General features: G+C 71.6%; 6 protein-coding genes and 1 pseudogene. All 7 read left to right on the top strand.

The genetic code is table 11. The features are described from left to right. Positions 1 to 271 (top strand): annotated as a pseudogene (locus V8688_RS30680) (hypothetical protein); the annotation flags it as partial. Next, on the top strand, positions 268 to 1,263 hold the full coding sequence (locus tag V8688_RS30675) for an ROK family protein (protein WP_218717123.1): 996 nt from the start codon (positions 268 to 270) through the stop codon (positions 1,261 to 1,263). The pseudogene V8688_RS30680 and the gene V8688_RS30675, both read left to right, overlap by 4 nt. Positions 1,264 to 1,379: 116 nt before the next feature. Then, the gene (locus V8688_RS30670) at positions 1,380 to 2,108 is read left to right on the top strand and encodes a lysophospholipid acyltransferase family protein (RefSeq protein ID WP_218717124.1); all 729 of its coding nucleotides are present in this window, start codon (positions 1,380 to 1,382) and stop codon (positions 2,106 to 2,108) included. Positions 2,109 to 2,188: 80 nt separating this feature from the next. After that, complete coding sequence (locus tag V8688_RS30665; RefSeq protein WP_342802255.1) at positions 2,189 to 2,962, top strand: sporulation protein; 774 nt, start codon at positions 2,189 to 2,191, stop codon at positions 2,960 to 2,962. A 107-nt stretch (positions 2,963 to 3,069) separates the two neighbouring features. Further along, complete coding sequence (locus V8688_RS30660; RefSeq protein WP_255587321.1) at positions 3,070 to 4,449, top strand: AarF/ABC1/UbiB kinase family protein; 1,380 nt, start codon at positions 3,070 to 3,072, stop codon at positions 4,447 to 4,449. Between the two features lie 113 nt (positions 4,450 to 4,562). Continuing rightward, positions 4,563 to 6,119, top strand: a complete 1,557-nt coding sequence (locus tag V8688_RS30655) for an alkaline phosphatase D family protein (RefSeq protein ID WP_342802254.1) — start codon at positions 4,563 to 4,565, stop codon at positions 6,117 to 6,119. Positions 6,120 to 6,170: 51 nt separating this feature from the next. Further along, a partial coding sequence (locus V8688_RS30650; protein ID WP_342802253.1) for an FAD-binding oxidoreductase occupies positions 6,171 to 6,984 on the top strand: 814 nt, incomplete at its 3' end.

The following is a 6,984-nucleotide window of genomic DNA, read 5'->3' as shown; positions in this document are numbered from 1 at the left end:
GGCCCGGTCCCGCCTGCGCTGGGGTTCGGCCCGCCCCGACGGCACTCCCCGGCCGCGCCGGGTCGACGAGTACGCCGCGCCCCGACAGCAGGGCGCATCGACTCACACCGCCGCAGGACCCCAGGTCCCGAGCGACTCCGGCACCGGCGTTTTCGCGACCCCGGCGCCGCCCCGGGCCGACACCGCCGAGCGTCCCCGCGACGATCGATCGCGGACCGCCCGCGCGCCGCGCTCGCGTTATGTCGACATTCCGGTGACGATCCGGGGATGACCCAGGGGATCGACCGTCAGCACCTGCTCACCGTCGGCGTCGACGTCGGTGGCACGAACATCCGCGCCTCGGTCGTCGACGCCGAGGGCGAACTGCTCGATTCCGTGCAGTCCCCGACACCGCACGCGGCGCGCGCGCTCGAGGACGCGATCGACCGCTCGGTCCGCGAGCTGGGGCGCAGGCATCCGATCGCCGCGGTCGGCCTGGCCGTGGCCGGCTTCATCTCCGAGGACCGCTCGACCGTCCGGTTCGCGCCGCACCTGCCCTGGCAGGACGCCCCGGTCGCGCAGCGGCTGACCGCGCGACTCGGGCTGCCGGTGATCCTGGAGCACGACGCGAACGCCGCGGGCTGGGCCGAGTACCGCTTCGGGGCGGCCGCGGGCGGGCACACCGTGGTCCTGGTCGCGATCGGCACCGGCATCGGCGCCGCCCTGCTCATCGACGGGAAGCTCTATCGCGGCAGCCACGGCATCGCCCCCGAACTCGGGCACCTGCAGGTGGTGCCGGAGGGGCGCGCCTGCGCCTGCGGCAAACGCGGCTGCTGGGAGCGCTACTGCAGTGGCACCGCGCTGGCCGACACCGCGATCGAACTGCTGGCCACCGATCCGGTGCGCTCGGTGCTCGCCAAGGATGTCATCCGCGATCCCGGCTCGCTGACCGGCCGCCGGGTGGCGGGCGCCGCCCAGGACGGCGACCCGCTCGCGGTCCGGGTGATGGCCGACTTCGCGCGCTGGCTCGGCCTCGGCCTGGCCTTCGTCAGCGACCTCTTCGATCCCGATCTGGTCGTGATCGCCGGCGGCGTGAGCAGTTCGGCGCCGCTGTTCCTCGACGAGGCGCGCGAGCACTACGCGAGCGCGGTCACCGGCGCCGGGCACCGCCCGCTGGCCCGGCTGCGCACCACCCAGCTCGGGGAGGCGGCGGGCATGATCGGCGCGGCCGAATTGGCCAGGGCGGCGGTCGACACGCCGCTGGCGGGTCGCACCGGGAGATGAGGGTCACAACCATGCACTGCGGCTACCGTCCTGGGTTGGTTGTGACCTGCGACCAGCGGTAAAGTCGTTTTCCGACGAGGCCGCACACCACGATCCCGGTCCGAAGAAAGGACGCCATGTTCTACTGGCTGCTCAAGTTCGTCTTCCCGGGACCGTTCATGCATCTATACAACCGGCCCGTGGTCGAGGGTGTCGAGAACGTGCCCACCGACGGACCGGCGATCATGGCGGGCAACCACCTCTCGTTCGCGGACTGGCTGTTCGCCCCGCTGCTGAGCCCGCGCCGGATCAGCTACCTCGCCAAGGCCGAGTACTTCACCACCCCCGGTCTCAAGGGTCGGCTGCAGAAGTTCTTCTTCAGCGGCACCGGCCAGTACCCGATCGACCGCAGCGGCGCCTCCGCCGCCGAGGACGCCCTCAACGCGGCCCGCAAGCTGCTCGACAAGGGCATGCTCGTCGGCCTGTACCCGGAGGGCACCCGCTCCCCGGACGGTCGCCTGTACAAGGGCAAGACCGGCATGGCGCGGCTGGCGCTGGAGACCGGCGTCCCGGTCATCCCGGTCGCCGTCATCGGCACCGACAAGGTGAGCCCGCCCGGACCGTTCAAGTGGCGCAGGCACCGGGTCACCCTCAAGTTCGGTGCCCCGCTGGACTTCTCGCGCTACGAAGGGATGAGCGGCAACCGCTTCGTCGAGCGCGCCGTCACCGACGAGGTGATGTACGAGCTGATGCGCCTGACCGGCCAGGAATACGTCGACGTCTACGCGCACAGCCTCAAGAAGGGTGTCGCCCCCACCGACCGTCAGCTCGAGGCCACCCGCATCCCGGACACCGCCGCCGGCTGAGTGCCCGCGGCACGATGAGCTGACCCACAGCACCGGCCGACGGTAAGCGGATCGTAAGCGCCGTCGGCCAGACTGCTCGCATGTTCAAGCAATTGCTGGCCGCGGCCGGTGTCGGCGGCGCCGAGGTGGAAACCGAATTGTTCACCCCGGGTGCACAACCCGGCGGGCTCGTCGAGGGTGTGATCCGGCTGCGCGGCGGCCGCGTCGACCAGTCGATCGGGCACGTGGCCGTCGAGTTCGTCACCCGCGTCGAGCGTGAGTACGCCGACGGCGAGGAGCACGTCACCGATCACGGCTTCGGCCGGGCCAGGGTGGCCGGTCCGTTCACCCTGATCGCGGGCACGGTCGCCGAATTGCGGTTCGCCGCACCGGTTCCCTTCGAGACACCGATCACCTTCTTCGACGGTCACCACCTGCCGGGCGCCGGCGTCGCACTGCGCACCGTGGTCGACATCCACGGCGCCGTGGACGCCACCGATACCGACCCGCTCGGCATCGGGGCGCTGCCCGCCCAGCACGTCGTGCTGGATGCCGTGCGGCGCATGGGTTTCGGGTTGCGCCGCACCGATGTGGAGGCGGGCGCCATCGCGGGCACGCTGCAGCTGCTGCCGTTCTATCAGGAGATCGAATTCGGTCGCTCGCCGCACTTCCCGCGGGTGAACCAGCTCGAACTCACCTTCGTCGCCGCCGAGCACGGCATGAGCGTCGTCCTGGAAGCCGACATCGAGGGCGGCTGGTTCCGCGAGGACCGCGACGGCATCGGCACCTTCTGGGTCGACTACGCGCACCTGGCCCACCGGGACTGGACCGCCGAGATCCACCGCGTCCTGCACGGGCTCGGCGCGCTCGGCTGAGCTACCCGCGCCGACCCGCTACGCGCCGCCCACCCCGGTTGATAACCTGCACAGAACACGACGCCGGGCAGGCGTCGACTCATTCCGGCGGGGCAGTGAGGTGGGACATGGTCGGGCGCGATCCCGAGGGCAGGGTGATGCCGTTCGCCCGCTCCGCTACGGATTCGCGGATCGGCCATCCCCCCACCGGCAAGGTCGTGCGCGGCGCCCGGCTGGCGGCGGTCCCGGTCGCCTACGCCGGCCGCCGCATCGCCGGGTTCGGCAAGAAGGCGATCGGGCGGGTGCCCGCGGACGTCGACCGCGACATCCGAGCCCGCACCGCCGAGCATCTGTTCCAGGTGCTCGGCGAGCTCAAGGGCTGCGTGGCCAAGCTGGGTCAGCTGCTCGGCCTGCTCGAACTGGGCCTGGCTCCCGATCTGGCCGAGCCGTTCCGGCAGGCGCTGGCGCGGCTGCACGACTCGGCGCCCGCCATGCTGCCCGCCGCCGTGCACAGCGAACTCGCGACGCAGCTCGGCCCCGACTGGCGTTCGCTGTTCCTGGAATTCGACGACCGCGCCGCCGCGGCGGCCTCGGTCGGCCAGGTCCATCGCGCCCGCTGGCACGACGGCACCCCGGTCGCGGTCAAGGTCATGTACCCCGGTGCGCGTCGGGCGGTCCTGGCCGATCTGCAGGCCCTGCGCGGCGCCACACCGCTGTTCACGGCGCTGCTGCCCGGCGCGGACACCCGCCCGGTGATCGAGGCGCTGTGCGAGGAGATCAACGCCGAACTCGACTACGCCCGCGAGGCGGCCAACCAGCGGGTGTTCGCGGCCGCCTTCGCCGACGATCCCGATGTGGTGGTGAGCCGGGTGATCGCCCAGCGCGGCGACGTCCTGGTCACCGAATGGCTCGACGGTGTCCCGCTGTCACGGTTGATCGTCCGGGGCGAGGCGGCCGAGCTCGACCGGCTCGGCGTGCTGATCCTGCGTTTCCTGTTCTCCGCGCCCGCCCGCGCCGGTCTGGTCTACGGCGACCCGCACCCCGGCAATTTCCTGCGGATGCCCGACGGCCGCTTGGGCGTGGTCGACTTCGGCGCGTGCACGCCGTGGCCCGCCGCCTTCCTCGATGTCGCCGGCGACGTCGGCGCCGCGGTGATCGCCGACTCCCCCGCCGATCTCGAGGCCGCCATCCGCCGCCACGGTTTCGTCGCCCCGGGCCGTGACCTCGACATCGCCACCGTGGCCGCCCGCCTGCGCCCGGTGCGCGAGGCCTTGCTGGCCCCCACCTACCCGCTCTCCGCCGACTGGTTGCGCACCCAGGTCCGCCTCGCCACCGACCTGCGCCTGTCGAACGTGTTGCGCCAGTTGACGATGCCGCCCGGCCACACCCCCATTCTGCGATCCTTCCTCGGCGGTGTCGCCGTCCTGTGCCAGCTCCAGACCGAGGTCCCGCTGCGCGCCGAGTGCACCCGCTGGTACCCGGAGACCGCCGCCGCCGCGGGCTTGTAGGTCAGCGGGCGGCCCAGCGCGGCGGAGACCGTTAGCCATCCGTACGACACCGTTCATGTGGCGTTGCCGCGCGCGCGTCCCGGTGTTCCGTCCGGCGATGCACCGTGAGGCCCATGGCTCGATCGGATTTCGCGATGTCCCGGCGCACCCTGTTGCGCGCCACCGCCCTCGGTCTCGTGACCACGCCCGCGCTGGCCGCGTGCGCTGACGGTGACGGCCCCGGCCTGGTGCGGGCCAGGCCCACACTGACCCACGGCATCGCCGTCGGCGACCCGCGCAGCGACGGCGCGCTCATCTGGGCGCGCTCGGACCGGCCCGCGACCCTGGTCGTGGAGACCGCGGCGACCGAGAAGTTCGGCGACGTCAAGCGTTTCACCGGTCCGCTGCTCACCCCGGCCACCGACGGCACCGGCCGGGTGCGCGTCAACGGCCTGCCCGCCGGTCAGCTCGTGCACTACCGGGTGCGTCTGGAGGGCGAGGACGGCGCGAGCTCGGAAACCCTCACGGGCGTCTTCCGCACGGCTCCGACCGCACCCGCCGACATCAGCCTGCTGTGGTCCGGTGACGTGGCGGGCCAGGGCTTCGGCATCAATCCCGACCTGGGCGGCATGCAGGTCTTCTCCGCCATGGCCGCCCGCGACCCGCATCTGTTCCTGCATTCCGGCGACTGCATCTACGCCGACAACGCGCTGAAGGAATCGGTGACGCTGCCCGACGGCCGGGTCTGGAAGAACATCACCGCCGAGGCCAAGAACGCGCCCGCCGAGACCCTCGACCAGTTCCGTGGCAACTACGCCTACAACCTCACCGACGACAACTACCGCCGCTTCAACGCCGCCGTCGCCCAGGTGGTGCAGTGGGACGACCACGAGACCACCAACAACTGGTACCCCGGCGGCACCGTGGCCGCCGACAAGGGCTACACCGAGCGCAGCATGGACACCCTGGCCGCGCGCTCCTGGCAGGCCTTCCACGAGTGGATGCCGTTGGAGCCCGCGGAAGCCGTCGACGGCCGCCTGTACCGCAAGATCTCCTACGGTCCGCTGCTGGAGGTCTTCGTGCTGGACATGCGCGCCTACAAGGACGCCAACGGCGCCAACACCGCACCGCGCGGCACCGTCTTGGGCGCCGCCCAGACCGAATGGCTCATCGCCGGCCTGCGCGATTCGAAGGCCACCTGGAAGATCGTCGCCGCCGATCTGCCGCTGGGCCTGATCGTCCCCGACGGCAAGACGGCCTTCGAGGGCCCGGCCAACGCCGCCGGCGGCGCGCCGAGCGGCCGCGAGACCGAGATCGCCCAGGTGCTCTCGGCGATCAAGGCGAACAAGGTCGCCGACGTCGTCTGGCTCACCGCCGACGTGCACTACACGGCGGCGCACCACTATTCGCCCGCCCGCGCCGCCTTCCCCGATTTCGACGAGTTCTGGGAGTTCGTCTCCGGTCCCCTCAACGCCGGGGCGTTCGGGCCGAACGAGCTCGATCCCACCTTCGGACCGGAGGCGGTGTTCGTGCACGCGCCGCCCGCGCCGAACACCTCGCCGCTGGACGCGCAGTACCAGCATTTCGGCGAGGTCCGCATCGACGGACGCTCCGGCGAGCTGACCGTGAACCTGTGCGACGCGACCGGGAAAGTCCTGTTCACGAAGCAACTCGCGCCTACGCGGAAGTAGGTCCGAGGTACCGTGCGCAAGAATCGCCGAGCTGTGGTTAGCTATGCGGTCATGGGCACGCCGCACTCCGTCATCTCCGAAGAATATCTCCCCCGGGACACCGCGGATGTCGTTCGCACTGTACGTGATTCGCGCGATCGTTCGGAACGGTTGACGGTTCGCGGCGGCGAGCAGACCGAAGAGTCCTATGGGCTGGCCGATCAGCGCGCGGTGCTCTCGCTGCGCAAGATGAACTCGGTGCTCGACATCAACCTGGGCAGGCGGACGGTCCGGGTGCAGGCGGGCGCCAAGCTCTCCGAGATCGACCGCCGCCTCGGCGCGCACGGTCTCGGGCTGCCGGTGGTCGGCGACCATCGCGACATCACCGCGGGCGGCTTCGCCTCCGTCGGTGGCGTCAGCACCGCCTCGCACCGCTACGGCATGTTCATCGATCAGATCGTCGACCTGGAGTACGTCGACCCCGACGGCCGGATCGGCACCTGCGGGCGCGGACACCACACCGAGCGGTTCCATCGCATCCTCGGCGCGGGCGGGCGCGCGGGCATCATCACCGCGCTGACCCTCGACGTCGTCGAGGTGGACAAGGACCACACCTGGCTCACCACCGACGCCGACCGGTTCCTCGACTTCGATTCCTTCGTCGAGCACGCCACCACCGAGATCACCAATCCTGGCAGCGCGGCGCTGCAGGTCGGCCGCTGGGTCGACACCGCGCCGCTGAAGGTGGCCCGTCCGGTGGGCACCGGCCAGGTGACCCTCGGCGCCGTCCGCTTCGGCCAGTGGTCGAGCCTGTACCCCACCGCCCCCACCCGCGGCCTGCGGGCGCGGCGCGAGGTCGGCACCCGCACCCGCAAGTCGCTGGGCG

Origin of the sequence: Nocardia sp. No.11, from assembly GCF_038752175.1 — a bacterium.
GTDB classification, from domain to species: Bacteria; Actinomycetota; Actinomycetes; order Mycobacteriales; family Mycobacteriaceae; genus Nocardia; species Nocardia canadensis.
Note: the sequence above shows the minus strand (reverse complement) of the source record. Positions and strands in the feature narration are given on the sequence as shown.